At 71.7% G+C, this 16,957-nt stretch carries 16 protein-coding genes; 11 read left to right on the top strand and 5 right to left on the bottom strand.

The genetic code is table 11. The features are described 5' to 3' along the window. Window positions 1-255: 255 nt before the first annotated feature. Entirely contained in the window at window positions 256-1,551 is a 1,296-nt protein-coding gene (locus ACFYZF_RS21475) for an MFS transporter (protein ID WP_387023366.1), read from the top strand. A 93-nt stretch (window positions 1,552-1,644) separates the two neighbouring features. On the opposite strand, the gene ACFYZF_RS21470 is transcribed toward ACFYZF_RS21475, so the two are convergent. Together ACFYZF_RS21470 and ACFYZF_RS21465 are read right to left on the bottom strand one after the other, a co-directional pair. Beyond that, on the bottom strand, window positions 1,645-2,010 hold the full coding sequence (locus tag ACFYZF_RS21470; RefSeq protein ID WP_387023414.1) for a hypothetical protein: 366 nt from the start codon (window positions 2,008-2,010) through the stop codon (window positions 1,645-1,647). A 41-nt stretch (window positions 2,011-2,051) separates the two neighbouring features. Continuing rightward, complete coding sequence (locus ACFYZF_RS21465; RefSeq protein ID WP_387023364.1) at window positions 2,052-2,465, bottom strand: hypothetical protein; 414 nt, start codon at window positions 2,463-2,465, stop codon at window positions 2,052-2,054. A 607-nt stretch (window positions 2,466-3,072) separates the two neighbouring features. Between ACFYZF_RS21465 and ACFYZF_RS21460 the strand changes: the two genes are divergently transcribed. From ACFYZF_RS21460 to ACFYZF_RS21450, 3 genes are all read left to right on the top strand, one after another. Continuing rightward, window positions 3,073-3,828 (top strand): M23 family metallopeptidase, encoded by a 756-nt coding sequence (locus tag ACFYZF_RS21460; RefSeq protein WP_387023362.1) that lies wholly within the window; start codon window positions 3,073-3,075, stop codon window positions 3,826-3,828. Window positions 3,829-3,880: 52 nt separating this feature from the next. After that, window positions 3,881-4,063 carry a hypothetical protein gene (locus ACFYZF_RS21455; RefSeq protein ID WP_387023361.1) on the top strand — a complete coding sequence of 61 codons (183 nt, stop codon included), beginning with the start codon at window positions 3,881-3,883 and terminating at the stop codon, window positions 4,061-4,063. Window positions 4,064-4,163: 100 nt separating this feature from the next. Further along, entirely contained in the window at window positions 4,164-4,613 is a 450-nt protein-coding gene (locus ACFYZF_RS21450; protein ID WP_387023359.1) for a hypothetical protein, read from the top strand. A gap of 126 nt (window positions 4,614-4,739) precedes the next feature. On the opposite strand, the gene ACFYZF_RS21445 is transcribed toward ACFYZF_RS21450, so the two are convergent. Further along, window positions 4,740-4,970: a DUF2188 domain-containing protein gene (locus ACFYZF_RS21445; RefSeq protein WP_387023357.1), complete on the bottom strand. Its 231-nt coding sequence runs from the start codon at window positions 4,968-4,970 to the stop codon at window positions 4,740-4,742. A 396-nt stretch (window positions 4,971-5,366) separates the two neighbouring features. Here ACFYZF_RS21445 and ACFYZF_RS21440 point away from each other — a divergent pair, with 396 nt between their 5' ends. After that, window positions 5,367-6,773, top strand: a complete 1,407-nt coding sequence (locus ACFYZF_RS21440) for a glycosyltransferase (RefSeq protein ID WP_387023355.1) — start codon at window positions 5,367-5,369, stop codon at window positions 6,771-6,773. A gap of 170 nt (window positions 6,774-6,943) precedes the next feature. Here the strand turns inward: ACFYZF_RS21440 and ACFYZF_RS21435 are convergent, their stop codons facing one another. Beyond that, a complete protein-coding gene (locus ACFYZF_RS21435) occupies window positions 6,944-8,569 on the bottom strand; it encodes a glycoside hydrolase family 43 protein (protein WP_387023353.1) in 1,626 nt (541 codons plus the stop codon). Between the two features lie 251 nt (window positions 8,570-8,820). Here ACFYZF_RS21435 and ACFYZF_RS21430 point away from each other — a divergent pair, with 251 nt between their 5' ends. The 5 genes from ACFYZF_RS21430 to ACFYZF_RS21410 all read left to right on the top strand — a co-directional run bounded on the left by ACFYZF_RS21430 (window position 8,821) and on the right by ACFYZF_RS21410 (window position 13,583). After that, the gene (locus tag ACFYZF_RS21430; RefSeq protein WP_387023351.1) at window positions 8,821-10,113 is read left to right on the top strand and encodes an extracellular solute-binding protein; all 1,293 of its coding nucleotides are present in this window, start codon (window positions 8,821-8,823) and stop codon (window positions 10,111-10,113) included. A gap of 2 nt (window positions 10,114-10,115) precedes the next feature. Next, window positions 10,116-11,027: a carbohydrate ABC transporter permease gene (locus ACFYZF_RS21425; protein ID WP_387023349.1), complete on the top strand. Its 912-nt coding sequence runs from the start codon at window positions 10,116-10,118 to the stop codon at window positions 11,025-11,027. Continuing rightward, window positions 11,024-11,863, top strand: a complete 840-nt coding sequence (locus ACFYZF_RS21420) for a carbohydrate ABC transporter permease (RefSeq protein WP_387023347.1) — start codon at window positions 11,024-11,026, stop codon at window positions 11,861-11,863. The genes ACFYZF_RS21425 and ACFYZF_RS21420 overlap by 4 nt, the downstream gene beginning before the upstream one ends. A gap of 95 nt (window positions 11,864-11,958) precedes the next feature. Next, the gene (locus ACFYZF_RS21415) at window positions 11,959-12,945 is read left to right on the top strand and encodes a LacI family DNA-binding transcriptional regulator (RefSeq protein WP_387023346.1); all 987 of its coding nucleotides are present in this window, start codon (window positions 11,959-11,961) and stop codon (window positions 12,943-12,945) included. Beyond that, a complete protein-coding gene (locus ACFYZF_RS21410; protein WP_387023344.1) occupies window positions 12,942-13,583 on the top strand; it encodes a M23 family metallopeptidase in 642 nt (213 codons plus the stop codon). Before ACFYZF_RS21415 ends, ACFYZF_RS21410 begins: the two co-directional genes overlap by 4 nt. 75 nt (window positions 13,584-13,658) lie before the next feature. On the opposite strand, the gene ACFYZF_RS21405 is transcribed toward ACFYZF_RS21410, so the two are convergent. Beyond that, on the bottom strand, window positions 13,659-14,402 hold the full coding sequence (locus tag ACFYZF_RS21405) for a YqjF family protein (RefSeq protein ID WP_387023342.1): 744 nt from the start codon (window positions 14,400-14,402) through the stop codon (window positions 13,659-13,661). Window positions 14,403-14,661: 259 nt separating this feature from the next. Here ACFYZF_RS21405 and ACFYZF_RS21400 point away from each other — a divergent pair, with 259 nt between their 5' ends. Further along, window positions 14,662-16,920 (top strand): catalase, encoded by a 2,259-nt coding sequence (locus ACFYZF_RS21400; protein ID WP_387023340.1) that lies wholly within the window; start codon window positions 14,662-14,664, stop codon window positions 16,918-16,920. Window positions 16,921-16,957 lie beyond the last annotated feature (37 nt).

The raw sequence follows: 16,957 nt of genomic DNA, 5'->3' as shown, positions 1-16,957 counted from the left end.
CCGGACGGTCCTCCGCCGCCCGCCGTACCGTCCGTCGGGGTTGCCCGCTGCGGCGGCATGGGGGTGCTTGAGCTGGCCGCACCGGGCTGCGCCCGGGGGGGCGGGGCCGGCGCCGCGCCTCGATCCGTCGAGGCAGCGGCGCCGGCCCGGCCGTGTTCCTGGCGCACCGGAACCCGGGCCAGGAGCCCGAGGGCTCCACGTGCCCCGAGCGTCCGCCACGTCGGCGCTATCATCACCCCTCCGGATGGAGGGTTGATGTTCGCTCCGCTGCGGTACGCCGCGTTCCGTTACCTGGCTGCCGGTCGGCTGATCAACATGCTGGGCAACGCGATCGCTCCCGTCGCGCTGGCCTTCGCCGTGCTCGACCTGACCGGCTCGGTGCGCGACCTGGGCCTGGTGGTCGGCGCAAGGTCGCTGATGAACGTGCTGTTCGTGCTCTTCGGCGGGGTGCTGGCCGACCGGATTCCGCGCCGGCTGGTGCTGGTCGGCTCCAATGTGCTCGGTGCGCTCACCCAGGCGGTGGTGGCCGCCCTGGTGCTGACCGGTACGGCGACGATCCCGTTGCTGCTGGTGCTCGGCGCGGCCAACGGCGTGGTGAGCGCGCTGGCTCAGCCGGCGTCGGCCGCCGCGACGCCGCAGACCGTGCCGCCGGAGCTGATCCAGCCCGCGAACGCGATCCTCCGGCTCGGCATGAATGCCGGCATGATCGGCGGGGCGGCCCTCGGTGGCCTGCTGGTCGCCGCCGCCGGGCCCGGCTGGGGCCTCGCCGTCGACGCGCTCACCTTCGCCCTCGCGGCGGCCGCCTTCGCCGGTGTCCGGGTGGCTTCCACCCGATCAGCGAGCACCGGTACGGGCATCCTGGCCGACCTGCGGGAGGGCTGGAGCGAGTTCACCGCGCGGACCTGGGTCTGGGTGGTGGTGCTCGGCTTCATGGTCCTCAACGCGGCGCTGGCCGGCGGCGTGAACGTGCTCGGCCCGGCCGTCGCCGACGAGACGATCGGGCGTGGTGCCTGGGGTGTGGTGTTGGCGGCGCAGACCGTCGGGATGGTCGTCGGTGGGCTGATCGCCCTGCGGATCCGGGTGCGCCGGCTGCTGCTGCTCGGGGTGGCCTGCATGTTCGCCGAGTCGTTCTTGCTGTTGGGGCTGGCCCTGGCGCCGACCGTCGCCGTGCTGGTGGCGGCCGGGGTGGCGGTCGGGATCGCCGTCGAGCAGTTCGCGGTGGCCTGGGAGACCTCGATCGCGCAGCACATTCCCGCCGAGCGGCTGGCCCGGGTCTACTCGTACGACATGTTGGGGTCCTTCGTCGCCATTCCGCTGGGTCAGGTGGCGGTGGGGCCGGTCGCCGGGGCGATCGGCACCCGCGAGACGCTGCTGATCCTCGCGGCGCTGGTGGTGGCTTCCGTCGTCGGCATGTTGGCCAGCCGGGACGTCCGCCGGCTCCGGACGGTGGCCTCCGCGCCTGCCGCCGATGCGGTGCCGGCCGGGCGAGCCGACGGCGGATCGGGGGATCCCCCTGTCACCGCGCCCGCCGAACGGGCCGGCCGCGCCTGACCCGGCTCCGGTGGCGCCGGCGACGACGCCGGGAGAGGTGCCCTGTCCCGCGTCCGGCGGCGTCAGCCGCCGACCGTTGCCCTGGAAGGCGGCTCACGGCAGGCGGCGGGCGGACTGGCCGGGTGTACGACGATCCTCCGCCACGACTGACTGCACCCGGCGGATGGTCGCGCCTGGTGCCATGATCACTTCCCGCCACCGTTCCAGCGTCCTGGTCAGGTCCCATACCGTGCTCCGCAGTTCCAGCAGTTCACGGTGGGATGCGGTCAGCTGCTCCCGGACGGTCAGCGCCTCGGCCTCCAGTTCGGCGACCCGCGCCCGCAGCGGCTGCACCAGGGCCAGCGCCGCATCGGTCAGCGCTCCGGCGGTCTCGGCCTTCAGCTTTCGCCGCTGCACGGTCACCGTGGCCAGCACGGCAAGCCCGCCGGCGCCTCCGAGCATCCCGAGCATGGAGATCATCAACTGCGCCCAGTACGGGGTGTCCGGGTTCGATGCGGCGATCATGTCTGTACCTTCGAGCACGGATCAGATTGCGGATGGTGCATCCGGATCAGCCAGCGCAGTGATCCCACGATCTCGGCCGAACGCAGCCACGATCCGAGCGCCACCGCCCCGACGAACGACGCGGCCACCACCGCCTGGTCTCCGGCGACCACCAGGACGGCGATCACGTACATCGCGGCGATCGCGCCCAGCGCCAGCACCGCGGAGAGCTCGATGCCGAGCCCGGTGCTGAGCTGCCCCGGCCAGAACATGCCGAGCAGGCCCGCGGCGCCGACCACGATCAGGCCGAACTCCCACAGGACCCTGACCGGGTCGGGCATAGCCACCTCCAGCGAATGCGGCCGGATGCCACCAATGGCCATCAGGAGGCCACACACGGGCGTGGTGGCGAGGACCGCGAACTCGTACACCCGGTTGCTCGTCCGATCCCGCAAGCTCCCCATTGCACACTCCCTTCCCCGTTGCGGCCCCGTCGACGCACGGCCAACCGATGATCTTCGAACGTGGCACCGCGCGACGACGCTGCCGCCGAGGTGCCGGGACGTGACGCCGGGAAGCGCTCCGTTCGCCCGCCGGGTGTGCGTGCTCGCATCACCCTCCGTGCCACGGGCCACGTCGCGCGGCCCGACTGCGGTCCCACACCACATGAATCAACCATATGCCCAGGTCAGACGCCCTTTGACGGCCTGGGCGGGGAACTGGATCACCGCAGCGCTCAGGGCGACGCGTGTCAGATTTTCGACAGTTGTTTGCGTTGTCCGCAGTGCCCACTTTCGCCCGTGTTTCCGCTGGTGGGGTCGTCGGCGGTGTCGGTTGCCTCCGGGGCAGCCGGCACCGCGCCCGGCCGGTGCTACTGCGCCGGGTCGCGCGCCTCTGCCCGGCGGTCCGCCGTCACCGCAGGACCGGCCGGAGGGCTGATGACATCTGCATATATGGATACAGTGTCGGTCCGGGACGACCTCCCACCGAGGTCCTCGATGGACACGCGTCCCACCGGGGCCAGGAGGGATGGCAGTCATGGCGAACGAGCCGCAGTCTCACCGGGGCGACGGCGGCGGGTTGTCGGCCGTGGGCCGCAGGGAACTGCTGCGGGGCGCGGCGGTGGTGGCGGGTGGTGTGGTGCTCGGCGGTCTGTTCCAACCGGCGCCCTCGCTGGCGGCACCGGTGATCTACAACCCGTTCAGCGGCTACCCGATCACGGACGGGTGGCAGGAGCACCTCGACCGTGGCTCCGCCGGGGGAGTCGACTTCGCGATGCCGGTCGGCACGAATCTCCCCGCGTGCGGCGCCGGGACGATCTCGAACATCCCGAACAATGGCACGGCCGGTCATACCGTGACCATCAACCACTCCGACGGGTACCGCAGCCAGTACCTGCACCTGTCCCAGTTCCTGCTGGCGAATGGGACCTCAGTGGCGTCGGGGGCCATCGTCGGCAGGTCCGGCGGCGCGGCCGGCGCTCCCGGCTCCGGCTCCTCGACCGGGCCGCACCTGCACTGGCACATGATCGACCCCGCGGGCCGCCGGATCAACCCGTTGACCTACGTCAACCCGACCCCGCCGCTCGATTTGTGGAAGGACGACATGAGGCTGATCCAGTCCACCAACCGGGGCATCGCCCTGATCGGCCCCGGCTACTTCCGCCAGCTCAGCAACAACGAGGAGGTGACGGCCGCCGTCGCGCTGGCCGGCAACCCCCTGATCGGCAACGACCGCCAGTTCGACCTCTGGCGCAGCATCGCCTTCGACGGTCAGGTCAAGGCCCCGTCCTGACAGTCGACCCGGCGAACCGCCCCGGCGGCGGGCGGAGATCGCACTCGCCGCCGTGCTCGCCGACGAGGAATCCACCGCCCGGCTCGGCGTGGCGCTCGGGCATCCGCTGGTCACCGCGACCCAGATCGGCTACGGGGTGGACGACGCGCCGCTGTTCCACGGCCACATCACGGTTCGCACCGATGTGTTGACCCTGCGCATCAGTCGGGGAGGGGAGCCCCGGCCTGCGGAGTGAGGGTCGCCTACCGCCGGGATCGCCCGTTCCCGCGCGTCGTCCGCCGGGATCCGGCCGCGGTGGGCCCACGTCAGGATTCCCGCCGGCCTACCATGGCCGGGTGCGGGTGCGGGTGCGGGTGCGGGTGCGGGTCGCGTTGGGTCTGGCCGTGGCCGGTCTCCTCGCCGGCCCGGTCGCCGTGCTCGGCGTCCACGTCCTCCATCCCCGGGACGAGGGCGGGTACCTGGCCTACCTCACGCAGTACGGCGACCCGAGCAGCGACGCCCCGGTCCCGGTGCTGCCGCCCGCGGGCGACCTGATCGCCGAGGGCGACGCCGCCTGCTCCTGGATGCGTGGGCAACCGCACGCGCTCTGGCGGGCCGATTCGCAGTACCACTTCCAGGCTGTCCTCGAACGCTATCTGCGGCACGTCGCCGACCGCCCGCTGAGCTGGGGCGGCGCCGTGCCCAAGCACTCGTCGGTGACGGTCGCCGCGTGGGCGTACCTCTGTCCGGCCGATTGGGAGCTGCGTCAGCCCCGCCGCCGCCCCTTCGCGCCGCCGCCGGACTGACCGGTCCGGCCGGGCGAGCGCCGTTCCCGTACGCATGGATGCGGGGCCGGCCACGTGGGGCGGCCCCGCATCCCTTTGTTCTTCCGCCGCTGGTCCGGGCGCCGGCGTAGGCTCTCCTCGGCCCGGTCAGCCCTCGATGTCCCGTGGGTCGCGGCTGCGCGGGTAGGTGTTCTTCTCCCCGATCGTGCCGTCCTGCTTCTTGATCACGTGCTCGACGCCACGGTCCGCCGCCATCTCGCGCCCCCGGGCCTGCGCCTCGTCCTTGGTGTCATGGGTGCTGCTGGCCTGCTGGTTGCCCTCGGCGCGGGTCTTCCACTGCCCGCCCTCTTGGTACGTGTCGATGTCACCCTTGACCATTGCCGACTCCCGTCTGTCCCTGGCGTGCACTCGTGCTGTCACCGACTACTTGCCGGAAACGCCCTCGGTCAAACAACCGGCCAGGCATCTCGCCGTGGTGCCGGCCGATGTCCACGCGGCGTCGTTAGGAAGGCCGACTGTCCGGACCGGACAGTGCACCGGAGCGCCCGGCCCGGCCCGCACCGGCGTCCCTCCCCGCGCGATGCCGGCCCGCGCAACCTCGCCATCGCGGTCCTGCGCCACCACGGCTGCGCACCATGTCGTGGCCGCGATATAACAGTATTTAAATGCGACGATGTTATGGTTTCGGGGGTCGCTGAGGGGCAATGTCTGAACCGGAGCCACGCCGACATTTGGCGCGTCGGCGCACCTTGACAGACGGATGGGACGGTGTTCATGACCGGAGACGAGTGCGGCAGGGCGGTGCTGGTATTCACGTACAACAGCGCCGGTCTGTTCAACCCGTTGCTCAGTATCGTGGGTGAGCTGAAGGCCCGAGGTGTCAAGAAGGTGTGGTTCGCGTCGACCGAGGACCGTCGGGCGGACGTCGAGGCGCTCTCCGGCCCGGGTGAGGTTACTTTCGTCTCGCTCGGCGAGGCCCTCCCGCAGTCGTCACCGGAGACCTGGGACGACGCGACGTACCAGGCCCTGACCAGCGGCGACCGGGCGGTCAGGTTCGTCCGGTACATCGATGTCTGCACCGATTACGACCACATACAGCAGCTCTACCTGCGCTGCCTGGAGATCATCGACGACGTGGGGCCGGCGGTGGCCGTGGTGGACAGCCAGGCAAGTTGGGCGATGGACGCGGCGCAGACCCGGCAGGTGCCCTTCATGGTGAGCATCTCGACGCCGCCGTCCAATTTCCTCCAGGAGCTGTTGCCACCCCGCTATCCCGCCCCGTTCTCCGGGCTGCCGCAGCGGATGACGCCCCAGCAGCAGGCGGCCAACGCCAGCTTCCGGAGCAGGATGGTGCGGGCGTTCATAGAGCCGGACCGGCTACGGCGGAACATCGTCGCCATGGCCCGTCGCAAGGAAGCCGGTCTTCGTAATCCGGAGATGCGACCGGCGCTCTACATCGGGGATGCCGTGGCGCTCATGTCGTACACGGTCTTCGGCTTCGAGTATCCGTTCGAGACCGCGCCGGCGACCCTGCGGATGCTCGGTCCGGTGGTGCCCAGGGAGTTGCCGCCGGTCGAGCGGGACGACGGACTGAACCGCTGGCTGGACGACCATCCCTCAGTGGTCTACGTCGGGTTCGGCACCATCATGCGACCGTCCGAGGCGCAGGTGAGGGCGGTCGTCGAGGTCGCGGAGCGGCTCGGGCCAGAGCACGCCGTGCTCTGGAAGCTGTCCGCTGACCACCAGCGCCTTCTCCCCTCCGCGGCACGGTTGCCGGGCAACCTTCGGGTGGAGGAGTGGCTGCCCTCCCAGCTTCGGGTGCTGGCCCACCCGCACGTACGGGTCTTCTTCAACCACGGTGCCGCCAACGCGATCCACGAGGCCGTCTACTTCGCCACACCACAGTTGATGATGCCGTTCTGGCTGGACTGTCCCGATGGCGTGGTGCGCGCGGTCGACAGCGGGGTGGCGCTGGCCGTCGAGCTCACCGACCCCATGGACGTCGAGGACATTCTCGCCAAGATCAAGAGACTGCTGAGCGAGGACTCGTTCCGGGAACGGGCGGAGCTGTTCAGCCAGCGGATGCGGCAGGCCGGTGGGGTCACCGTCGCCGCCGACCTCGTGCTGCGGCACCGCGACGAGGCGGCGGCCCACCGTACCGCCCCGGCGGCGGTCGGCTGAGCGGTCCCCGCCGCCGTCGTGCGGCAGCACCACGGCACCGGGCCTGGTGCCGCCGCGCACCCGACGGACGAGCTCGTCGGTGCCCGGCGGCTCCCAGTCGCTGACGGCCGGCCGCGGAGGGTGGCATCGGGATGTCCCTTCCGCGGCCGGCGACCCGCGTCGGTCGCCGGTCAGCCCTCCCGGTAGGTGGCCAGGTCGAAGTCGGCGTAGCCGCCGTCGCCGCCGAGATCCTGCACCCACAGGCCGAGGAACGCCCCGGTGAAACCCCAGGCCGCCGGCTCCCCGTCGATGATCAGCGCGGCGTGTTCGTCGGACAGGATCGTCGCGTCGAGGTCCACCGGTAGCTGCCGCCAGCCGGTGCCGAGGTCGTAGCAGAAGCGCACGGCGGGCCCGTCGAACACCGCCCGCAGCCCGACCCGGGCGACGCCGGTGGCGTCGACCGTCAGCCCGGGGTACGGGGTGCGCCGCCCGCTGTCGGAGCTGAGCAGCTCCAACACGGTCCGGCCGTCGTCGGCGCGGGTCAGGTAGAGGTGGTGCCAGTTCAGGGTGTTGTAGTAGGCGGTGATCCCGGCCAACTGGCGATGGTCGAGCGGGTCGAACTCGACCACGGTCTCCAGGGAACACCGCGCCGCGCCGACGCGCCGCGCGACCAGGCTGGGGGTCTGCCGGCCCACCGGCGACTGCCCGCCGTGGATCCGCAGGTGGGACGGGCGGGCCCGCAGGTCCACCCAGTCCGCGGTGGCGGGCCGGCGCAACGTCGACCACTCCGGGTGGAGCTGCGCGGCGTCGAAGTGGTCGGTGGCGGGATCGGTCGGCCACGGGTGCGTGGGCAGATCGGGCGCCGGGACCTCGTCCGCCGGCACGCCCCCGGGTACGCGGGGCCAGCCCTCCGGGGCCCACTCGACCCGCTGGATCGCGGTCTCCCGGCCCAGCACGCAGTTGCCCAGCGGGGTGTAGGGGCGGCCGACCAGGTGGGCCAGGTACCAGTCGCCGTGCGGGGTGCGGACCAGGCTGCCGTGGCCGGCCTTCTGCAACCGCAGGTCGGGCCGGCCCACGGAGGTCAACAGCGGCCCGGCCGGGTCCACCTCGTACGGCCCGAACAGCTCACGGGACCGGGCCACCGTGACCTGGTGCTCCCAGCTCGTGCCCCCCTCGGCGGTGACCAGCCAGTACCAGCCGTCGTGGCGGTACAGGTGCGGGCCCTCGGTGAGCCCGACCGAGGTGCCGGTGAACAGCAGGCGGGGCCGGCCGACGAGGCGCCGCGCGGCCCGGTCGTAGCGCTGGATCTCGATGCCGGCGAAGCGGTCGCGCCCGGGTCGCCAGTCCGCGCTCATGCTCAGCAGCCAGCTGGAGCCGTCGTCGTCGTGGAACAGCGAGGCGTCGAAACCGCGCCCGTGCAGTGCCACCGGATCCGACCAGGGGCCCGCGATGTCGGGTGCGGTGACCAGGTAGTTCTGCGGGTCCCAGTAGCCGCTGGCGAAACTGGCCACGTCGCTGTACACGAGGAGGAACTCGCCGTCGTGGTGGGACAGGTCGGGCGCCCACACCCCGTTGGAGTCGCCGCAGCCGCGCAGGTCGAGCAGGCGGCGCTCGGTGATGATCCCGCCCAGTGCCCGCCAGTGCACGAGGTCCCGGGAGTGGTGCACGCGGACCCCGGGATACCACTCGAACGTCGAGGTGGCCAGGTAGTAGTCGTCGTCGACCCGCAGGATCGACGGGTCCGGGTGGAACCCGGCGAGGACGGGGTTGCGGATCGACCGGGCAGCGGTCGCCACGTCAGCGGTCTCGGTCGACACGTCGGCTCCTCTGGTGCGGCTCTCGGCAAACTTCCGGATGCTCGACCCGGAATATCGGTGGATGCCGACCACGGTAGCCGTTTGTGTCGCCATAGGACAGACCCCTTGACCGGGGTAGAAGCTACGTCGTAGCGTGCCGGCCATCGATCGGTAATACCGGCCGAAGCACCGAAAGTTCCGGAGAACCACGTTCGATACCTGCCGGCTGGATCGGCATCCGAGCACCTCGTGAGTCCCCGAAGGGATGGACCATGACCGCGCACCTCTCCCGCAGAACGCTGCTCGGCCTCGTCGGCGCAGGTGCCGGCGCCTATCTGCTCACCGGCTGCGGCGACGGGGAGTCCGGCGACCCGGACGCTCCGCAGGCCGTCAACTGGTGGCACATCCAGAACACCGAGCCGATGCTGCCGGTGTGGGCGGCGATGGCCCAGGAGTACCACGGCGCACACCCCAACGTCACCGTCGAGGTCCAGCCGCTGGAGAACGAGGCGTTCAAGGCCAAGCTGACCACCGCCACCCAGGCCGGGTCCCCGCCCGACCTGTTCCAGTCCTGGGGCGGCGGGGTGCTCAAGCAGCAGGTGGACGCTGGCCTGGTCAAGGACCTCACCGACGACGTGCGCCCCTGGATCGGCGGCCTGCTGCCCGCCGCCGTGCAGCCGTTCACCGTCGACGGCAAGATCTACGGCGTCCCGTTCGACGTCGGCATGGTCGGTTTCTGGTACAACAAGGACCTCTTCGCCTCCGCGGGCGTCACCGCCGCACCCACCACCTGGGCCGGGGTCCTCGACGCGGTCCGCAGGCTCAAGGCCGCCGGGACCGTCCCGATCGCGCTGGCCGGCAAGGAGAAGTGGCCGGCCCACTACTACTGGGCGTACCTGGCGATGCGCATCGGCGGGCTCGGCGCCCTGCAACAGGCCGCCAGGGACAACAACTTCGACACCCCCGACTTCGTCGCCGCCGGCGACCGGCTCAAGGAACTGGTCGACCTGCAACCGTTCCAGAAGGGCTTCCTCGGCGCGGACTACAGCTCACCGGACGGGCAGGCCGCCACCATGGGCAACGGTCGCGCGGCCATGGAACTGATGGGCCAGTGGGCCCCGTCGGTGCAGGCCTCGGCCTCCACCGGCAAGAAGGGCCTCGGCGACAAGCTCGGCTTCTTCCCGTTCCCCGCCGTCGACGGCGGCAAGGGCTCCGCCTCGGAGGCGTTCGGCGGCGGCAACGGCTTCGCCGTCGGTAAGGACGCCCCCGCCGCGACCGTCGACTTCCTCAAGACCCTGCTCACCGCCGACAACCAGCGCAGGGCCGCCAGGACCGGCGCGGTGCTGCCGACGGTCAGGGACGCCACCGACGCCATCTCCGACCCCAACAACAAGGTCGTCGCGGCGAGCCTGGCCAGCGCCACCGGCTTCCAGCTCTACCTCGACCAGGCGTACCCGCCCGCAGTCGGCCAGCAGGTCAACGACAGCGTCGCCGAGCTGATCGCCGGCTCCAAGACGCCCGCGCAGATCGTCAAGGACATCACCACGGTGGCGAAGAGCCAGTAGGCATGGCCACCACCCGCCGGCCGGGCCGCCATGGCGTCCTCGCCGCTTTCCTGACCCCGTCCCTGGTGCTCTTCCTGCTGCTGGTCATCGCCCCGATCGTGGTGGCCAGCTACGCCAGCCTGTACAAGTGGAACGGCTTCGGACTGCCGGAGAACTACGTCGGGCTGGACAACTACACCCGCGCCTTCCGCGACCCGACCTTCCGCGGTGACCTGTGGCGCGGACTCGTGCTGATCGTGCTGTCGCTGGTGGTCCAACTGCCCGCCGCGCTGGGCCTGGCCATGCTCCTCAACCAGCCGTTGCGGGGTCGCGGCGTCTACCGGCTGGTCTTCTTCGCCCCGTACGTGCTCTCCGAGGTCACCACCGCGGTCCTGTTCACCCTGGTCTTCTCGCCCAACCGAGGGCTGGGCGAGGGGATCTCGCGGTGGCTGGGCGCCGACGCCGGGGCGGTCTTCGCCGACCCGGACACCGTGCTGGTCGCCGTCTTCATGGTCGTCTCCTGGAAGTACTTCGGCCTGTACATGATGCTCTTCCTGGCCGCCCGGCAGGGCATTCCCAAGGAACTGTCCGAGGCGGCCACCACCGACGGCGCCAGCTCCTGGCAGGCATTCCGGCACGTCACGCTGCCCCTGCTCGGACCGACGATCCGGATCAGCGTGTTCCTGTCGGTCATCGGCACCATCCAGCTGTTCGACATGGTCTGGGTGCTCACCGGCGGCGGCCCGATCCACTCCTCGGAGACCATGGCGGTGACGATGTACCAGTACGGCTTCCGCCGCTTCGAGGTCGGCTACGCCAGCGCGATCAGCATCGTCATGTTCGTCCTGAGTCTCGTCTTCGCCCTCTTCTACCAGCGCGTCGTCATGCGCCGCGACACCGAGGGCGCGATCACCACGCAAGGAGGCCAGCGATGACCGGCACGGCGAACCCGGCCCGGCGGGCCCGCCGCCTCGCACTGCACCTCGTCTGCGTCGCCGTCGGCGCGCTCATCGTCGTACCGGTCTGGTTCGGGGTGCTCGGCGGGTTCAAGGACAACGGGCAGCTCTCCACCAACCCGCTCGGCTGGCCCGACCCCTGGGTGACCGGGAACTACACCGGCATCCTCGCCTCCGGCGTGTTCTGGCGACAGCTCGGCAACAGCCTCCTCATCGCCGTGACCAGCGCCCTCGTCGTCGTCGGCGCGGCGGCGTTGGCCTCGTTCGTCTTCGCGCGCTTCGCCTTCCGGGGCCGGGAACTGCTGTTCACCCTGTTCGCGGTCGGGCTGATGTTCCCGTTCGCGGTGGCCATCCTGCCGCTGTTCGTCCTGCTGCGCGGCCTGGGCCTGCTGGACAACCCGCTCGGGGTGATCCTGCCCCAGGCCGCGTTCGGGCTGCCGGTCACCATCATCATCCTGCGCCAGTTCTTCCGCACCATCCCCGGCGAGGTCGAGGAGGCCGCGATCCTCGACGGGTGCACCCCCTTCGGGTTCTTCTGGCGGATCCTGCTGCCGATGGCCCGGCCCGCCCTGGCCACCGTGTCGGTGCTGGCCATCGTGACTAGCTGGAACAACTTCATGCTTCCGTTGGTCGTGTTCACCGACCAGAGCTGGTGGACCCTTCCCGTCGGGGTCCAGGCCTTCCAGGGCCAGTACGCCGACGACACCGCCCGGGTGCTCGCGTACGTGGTGCTGTCCATGCTGCCGGCGCTGGGTTTCTACGCCGTGGCCGAACGCCAGCTCATCGGCGGCCTGGCGGGCAGCGTGAAGGGGTGAGGCGCACCCGCTGCGGTAGCCTTCTGCGACCGTAGGCTCCCCAAGGCGAAAGGCGGACCGTGGGCCCCGACAACAGCCGGAACGTCACCATCGCGATGATCGCGCGCCTGGCCGGCGTCTCCGTGCCCACCGTCTCCCGGGTCATCAACGGCCGCTCCGACGTCGCCCCCCAGACCCGGGAACGCGTCGAGGAACTGCTCACCCGGCACGGCTACCGCCGTCGTTCGCCGCGCAGGCGGCCCAGTGCCGCCCTGATCGACCTGGTCTTCAACGACCTCGACAGTCCCTGGGCGGTGGAGATCATCCGAGGGGTGGAGGACGTCGCGCACAGCAGCGGGGCCGGCACCGTCGTCTCGGCCATCCACCGGCGCACCTCCTCGGCCAAGCAGTGGCTCGACAACATGCGTGCCCGCTCCACCGAAGGGGTCATCTTCGTGACCTCGATGGTCGCGCCCCCGTTGCAGGCCGAGCTGCGCCGGCTCAACGTTCCGGTGGTCATCGTCGACCCCGCTGGGGTGGCCCCGCAGGAGGCGTCCACCATCGGCGCCACCAACTGGGCGGGGAGCCTCGGCGCCAACCAGTACCTGCTCGGCCTCGGTCACCGCCGCATCGGCTTCATCGCCGGCCCGCCGCAGCTGATGTGCAGCCGCGCGCGGATGGACGGCTACCGGGCGGCGCTCGACGCGGGCGGCGTCGCCGTCGACGACGCGCTGATCCGCCCCGGCAACTTCTACCACGAGTCCGGCTATGCCGCCGGCACGCAACTGCTGGCGCTGCCCGACCCGCCGACCGCCATCTTCGCCTCGAGCGACCAGATGGCCCTCGGCGTTTACGAGGCGGTCCGCAAACGTGGCCTGCGGGTGCCCGACGACATCAGCGTGGTCGGCTTCGACGACCTGCCCGAGGTCCGGTGGTGCTCCCCGCCGCTGACCACGGTCCGCCAGCCGCTGGCCGAGATGGGCATGCTGGCCGCGCGCACCGTGCTGCGGCTGGCCCGGGGCGAGAAGCTCGAGAGCCCCCGCCTCGAACTCGCCACCGAACTCGTCGTCCGCGACAGCACCGCACCACCCCGGCACCGATGACGACCGGCCACCCGACCAGCCCTCGCGCCCGCCGCAACCGGCTCCTCCGCGCCGGCCTCGCGCTCGGCGCGGTCGGGGCCGTTGTCGCCGTCGTCGCGGTCGTCGTCCCGCTGCTGCTGCCGCCGGGCCCGCGCCCGTCCTTCCAGCTCCCCGTCGCGTGCGGCGAGACCTGGCAACTCGGCACCTACCCGGGCCACGACGACTACGACGTCGACCTTTTCCCCACCGAGGGCGAGGCGTGGGGGCGGCCGGTGCTCGCGTCCGACACCGGCACGGTCACCGAGGCGGGGATCAACGGGTCCCTCGGCGGGCGCACCCCTGACGACCCGGACGGCCCGCGCGGCCGGGGCGGCGGCTACTGGGTGAAGATCGACCACGGCGGCAAGTGGGAGACGCAGTACCTCCACCTGCTCGAACCGCCGCTGGTCCGGGTCGGTCAGCGGGTGGCCCGGGGCGAGCAGATCGGGCGGGTCGGCAGCACCGGCAATTCCGGGGCGCCGCACCTGCACTACGAGCAGCGCCGGGGCTGGCAGAAGGTGGAGACCCACTTCGACGGCTCACCGTCCGGCATCACCCACGACGACACCGAGTACACGGTCACGCGTACCAGCAACAACTGCGGCCCCGGGACGCCGTAGCCGCTGACCGCCGGGCGGCCGGCGTGTCGGTCGTGGACCGCGCCCGGCCGCGCCGTGCGGGTGGGCGCGGCGTGGTCAGCCGGTCCGGGGCAGGGCGGCCGGCGGGCCGAACGCGACCGGGACGCCGGGGGAGTGGAGCACGCTCACCGGCGGACCGGCCGGCGCCGGCAGCCCGGCGGCGGTGACCAGCTCGTCGTCCAGGTGCAGCAGCTCGGCCCGGTGCAGCGGCCAGCGTGGATGCCAGTTCGGCAGGCGCAGGGTGCGCCCGTACGCCCGGGTGTGCAGCGCCCAGCGGGCGGTGACGAAGTGTTCCAGCGGCGTCGGGTCGGTGATCGGCTCGCCCACCCGGACGACCATCCGGCTCGTCGTGCCGGCCGGGCCGGGCCAGCGGCGCCGGCACCGGTAGGTGAGGAGGTCGCCGTCGCGGTCCAGCCGCATCGACGACCACAGGTACGGCAGCCGCAGGGTCGCCCGGGCGACCAGCACCGGGACGAGCCGAGAGGCGTCGAGCGAGCGGAACACCACGGCCCGGCGGCCGGTGTCGTCGACCGAGTAGAGCCGCACGTTGGTCTCCCAGAAGGTGCCGAGGTACGGCACCCCCGGTCCCCGGCCGAGGCCCAGCCCGACCATCCGGAAGCCGATCAGCCCGACGTGGGCGACCCCGTCGAGGGTGTCCGGGCGGGTGCCGGCGGGCAGCAGCGGTGCGACGAGTTCCGGCTCCACCGCCCAGTGCAGGAAGGCGAGGTCCACCCAACGCTGTCGCAGGACCGCCCGGCGGAAAGCCCGATCGGGTGCGGGATCGACCGGCTCGATGTCCACGCGCCCATCGTGCGCCCGTCGGACCCGCCGGGCAACCGTCACGGACCCGCCCGGCAACGTCACGGGCCCACCGGGCAACCGGCACTCGGCGAGCCCCGCGCCGGGCGCGGTTGCCGCAGGTGCGGTGGGCTGCGTCACCGCTCAGCGGCGGCCCGGTGGCCTCCCGGTGCCGGATCGCGCCCGGTCCGTTTTGCCCGCGCGGACCGGGGTACCACGCAGGAGCCTGCAAAACAGCCGCTCCACGGAGGTAGTAAAATAAATGAGCAGCAACCCCGCTAAAGCTGTCAAAAATGTCGTGGAGGCAGCCGCGGAGAAGGTCGCCGACGTCCTGGCCCCGGACGTGCCCGGCGCGCCGGGCAGCGCCCCACCGACCGCCGCGGAGCCGACGACGCCACACGACCCACTGCCACCGAAGAAGGAGCAGGGAACCCCGGAGACCCGCACCCCGACCGGCGCGAAGACCGGTGCGCCGTCGACCGCGAACGGACAGCAGGGCGCCTTCCTGACCACCTCGCAGGGGGCGCGGCTGCGCGACACGGACCACTCGCTGAAGGCCGGGCCGCGCGGCCCGGTGCTGCTCCAGGACCACCACCTGCGCGAGAAGATCACCCACTTCGACCACGAGCGCATCCCCGAGCGCGTCGTGCACGCCCGGGGGGCCGGGGCGCACGGCGTGTTCACCGCCTACGGCACCGCCGAGCAGGTCACGAGGGCCGGCTTCCTCAAGAAGGGGCGGGAGACCGACGTCTTCGTCCGGTTCTCCACCGTCCTCGGCTCGCGCGGCTCGGCCGACACGGTCCGCGACACCCGCGGCTTCGCGACGAAGTTCTACACCGACGAGGGCACGTTCGACCTGGTCGCCAACAACATTCCGGTGTTCTTCATCCAGGACGCCATCAAGTTCCCCGACGTCATCCACGCCGGCAAGCCGCACCCCGACCGGGAGATCCCACAGGCCCAGAGCGCGCACGACACGTTCTGGGACTTCGTCTCCCTGCACACCGAGGCGCAGCACCACACGATGTGGAACATGTCAGACCGGGGCATCCCGCGCTCGTACCGGATGATGGAGGGCTTCGGCGTGCACTCCTTCCGGCTGGTCAACGGAGCCGGGGAGACCGCCCTGGCCAAGTTCCACTGGAAGCCCAAGCTGGGCGTGCACTCCCTGACCTGGGAGGAGGCGCAGCTGCTCGGCGGCATCGACCCGGACTTCCACCGCCGGGACCTGTACGACGCGATCGAGGCCGGCGCGTACCCCGAGTGGGAGCTCGGCATCCAGGTCTTCCCCGACACGCCGGAGGAGACGTTCGCCGGGATCGACCTGCTCGACCCGACCAAGATCGTGCCGGAGGAGCTCGCCCCGGTGCAGCCGATCGGGAAGTTGACGCTCAACCGCACGCCGACGAACTTCTTCGCCGAGACCGAGCAGGTCGCCTTCCACGTCGGCCACCTGCCGCCGGGGATCGACGTCACCAACGACCCGCTGTTGCAGGGCCGGCTGTTCTCGTACGTCGACACGCAGCTCACCCGGCTGGGCGGCCCGAACTTCTCGCAGATCCCGATCAACCGCCCGCACGCCCCGGTCAACGACATGCTGCGCGACGGCTTCCACCAGGACGCCGTCCACGCCGGTGTGGCACCGTACCGGCCGAACTCGCTCGACGGCGGCAACCCCTTCCCGTCCGGCGACGCCGAGCACGCGTTCGTCGACGTGCCGGTGACGGTGGCGGAGGCGCCCAAGGCGCGCGCGAACCCGGCCTCGTTCGACGACCACCACAGCCAGGTCCGCCTGTTCTGGCTGAGCATGTCGCCGGTCGAGAAGGAGCACATCATCCGCGCCTACACCTTCGAGCTGGGCAAGTGCTACCACCAGGCGATCAAGGAGCGTCAGCTCCAGAGCCTCGCCAACATCGACCCGGTGCTCTGCGCGCAGGTGGCCGCCGGCTTGGGCCTTCCCGCACCGGAGCCGACCGTGCCGCTCGCCGACGTCGCGCCGAGCCCCGCGCTGTCCCAGGTGGGCCGGCAGTGGCCGACCGACGGCCGCACGATCGGGATCGTCGTCGGCCCCGACAGCGACCTCGACGGCGTCGGCCAGGTGCGCAGCGAGGTGCTCGCCGCCGGCATGGTGCCGCTGTTGATCGCCCCGCACGGCGGCATGGTCGGTGACCTGCACGTGCAGCGGACCTTCGCCACCGGCCGATCTGTCGAGTTCGACGCACTGTTGCTGGCCGCGGCGCCGGCGCCGGCGCCGGACGCGCTCCCCGCGCGCGACGCCAAGGCGGGCGCGGCGGACTCCGCGTCCGTGGACCCGCGCGTGCTGCTCCTGGTTCAGGAGTGCTGGCGGCACGCCAAAGCCGTCGGCGCGTGGGGCGACGGCGTGACGGTGCTGGACCAGGCGGGGGTGACGGGCACACCGGGCGTGGTCACGGGGGACTCCGGAACCGAGGTCCTCACCACCGTGGGACAGCTGCTGGCCGCGCACCGGGTGTGGGAGCGGTTCCCCGCATCCGCCACCTGACCGGCCCGTCCGTTCGCAGGGGAGGGGCGGTTCCGTC

Origin of the sequence: Micromonospora sp. NPDC001898, from assembly GCF_042891255.1 — a bacterium.
Classification (GTDB): Bacteria; Actinomycetota; Actinomycetes; order Mycobacteriales; family Micromonosporaceae; genus Micromonospora.
The sequence above is the reverse complement of the archived record's forward strand: the minus strand, read 5'-3'. Positions and strand labels throughout refer to the sequence as shown.

Coding starts and splice junctions, on each gene's coding strand:
- ACFYZF_RS21445 (WP_387023357.1), bottom strand. CDS start 4,970: ATGGTCAAGGGTGACATCGACACGTACCAAGAGGGCGGGCAGTGGAAG.
- ACFYZF_RS21410 (WP_387023344.1), top strand. CDS start 12,942: ATGACGACCGGCCACCCGACCAGCCCTCGCGCCCGCCGCAACCGGCTC.
- ACFYZF_RS21440 (WP_387023355.1), top strand. CDS start 5,367: ATGACCGGAGACGAGTGCGGCAGGGCGGTGCTGGTATTCACGTACAAC.
- ACFYZF_RS21470 (WP_387023414.1), bottom strand. CDS start 2,010: ATGATCTCCATGCTCGGGATGCTCGGAGGCGCCGGCGGGCTTGCCGTG.
- ACFYZF_RS21475 (WP_387023366.1), top strand. CDS start 256: ATGTTCGCTCCGCTGCGGTACGCCGCGTTCCGTTACCTGGCTGCCGGT.
- ACFYZF_RS21400 (WP_387023340.1), top strand. CDS start 14,662: ATGAGCAGCAACCCCGCTAAAGCTGTCAAAAATGTCGTGGAGGCAGCC.
- ACFYZF_RS21460 (WP_387023362.1), top strand. CDS start 3,073: ATGGCGAACGAGCCGCAGTCTCACCGGGGCGACGGCGGCGGGTTGTCG.
- ACFYZF_RS21430 (WP_387023351.1), top strand. CDS start 8,821: ATGACCGCGCACCTCTCCCGCAGAACGCTGCTCGGCCTCGTCGGCGCA.
- ACFYZF_RS21425 (WP_387023349.1), top strand. CDS start 10,116: ATGGCCACCACCCGCCGGCCGGGCCGCCATGGCGTCCTCGCCGCTTTC.
- ACFYZF_RS21420 (WP_387023347.1), top strand. CDS start 11,024: ATGACCGGCACGGCGAACCCGGCCCGGCGGGCCCGCCGCCTCGCACTG.
- ACFYZF_RS21415 (WP_387023346.1), top strand. CDS start 11,959: ATGATCGCGCGCCTGGCCGGCGTCTCCGTGCCCACCGTCTCCCGGGTC.